A 660-nucleotide genomic window follows, 5' to 3' on the forward strand; every position below is an offset into this window, starting at 1 on the left:
GCGGAGCCGATGGTATCCACGCCTTCCTGCACGTCAATACTGAAGAGGCTTTGGCTGTCGCGGCCGAGGTTGACGCAGCCCGTGCCGCCGGCGGCTCTGCTGCCGAGGAACTGCATGCCCTCGCTGGTGTGCCGATTGCTGTCAAGGACCTCATCGTCACGATCGGCCAGCCGACGACGGCCGGTTCGAAGATCCTTGAGGGCTGGCACAGCCCGTACGACGCCACTGTGGTGAAGAAGCTGCGCGCGGCCAAGATGCCCATCCTGGGTAAGACCAACCTGGACGAATTCGCCATGGGCTCTTCCACCGAGCACTCGGCCTATGGCCCTACGCGCAACCCGTGGGACCTGGACCGCATTCCCGGCGGTTCGGGCGGTGGCTCCGCTGCCGCCGTCGCCGCTTTCGAAGCGCCGTTGGCGCTCGGCACCGACACCGGTGGCTCCATCCGCCAGCCGGGTGCCGTCACCGGAACGGTTGGCGTGAAGCCGACCTACGGCGCTGTTTCACGTTATGGCGCCATTGCCATGGCGTCGTCGCTGGACCAGATCGGCCCTGTGTCCCGGACAGTACTGGACTCTGCGCTGCTGCAGGAAGTCATCGGCGGCCACGATCCCTTCGACTCCACGTCACTGACTGATCCCTTCAATGATCTTGTTGCCG

General features: G+C 65.3%; 1 protein-coding gene. It reads left to right on the plus strand.

Annotated elements, in window-relative coordinates; genetic code table 11:
- On the plus strand, positions 1 to 660 hold a 660-nt coding region (locus HP499_RS24745; RefSeq protein WP_253951792.1), incomplete at both ends, for an amidase family protein.

Source organism: Paenarthrobacter sp. CM16, from assembly GCF_013179505.1.
Lineage (GTDB): Bacteria > Actinomycetota > Actinomycetes > Actinomycetales > Micrococcaceae > Arthrobacter.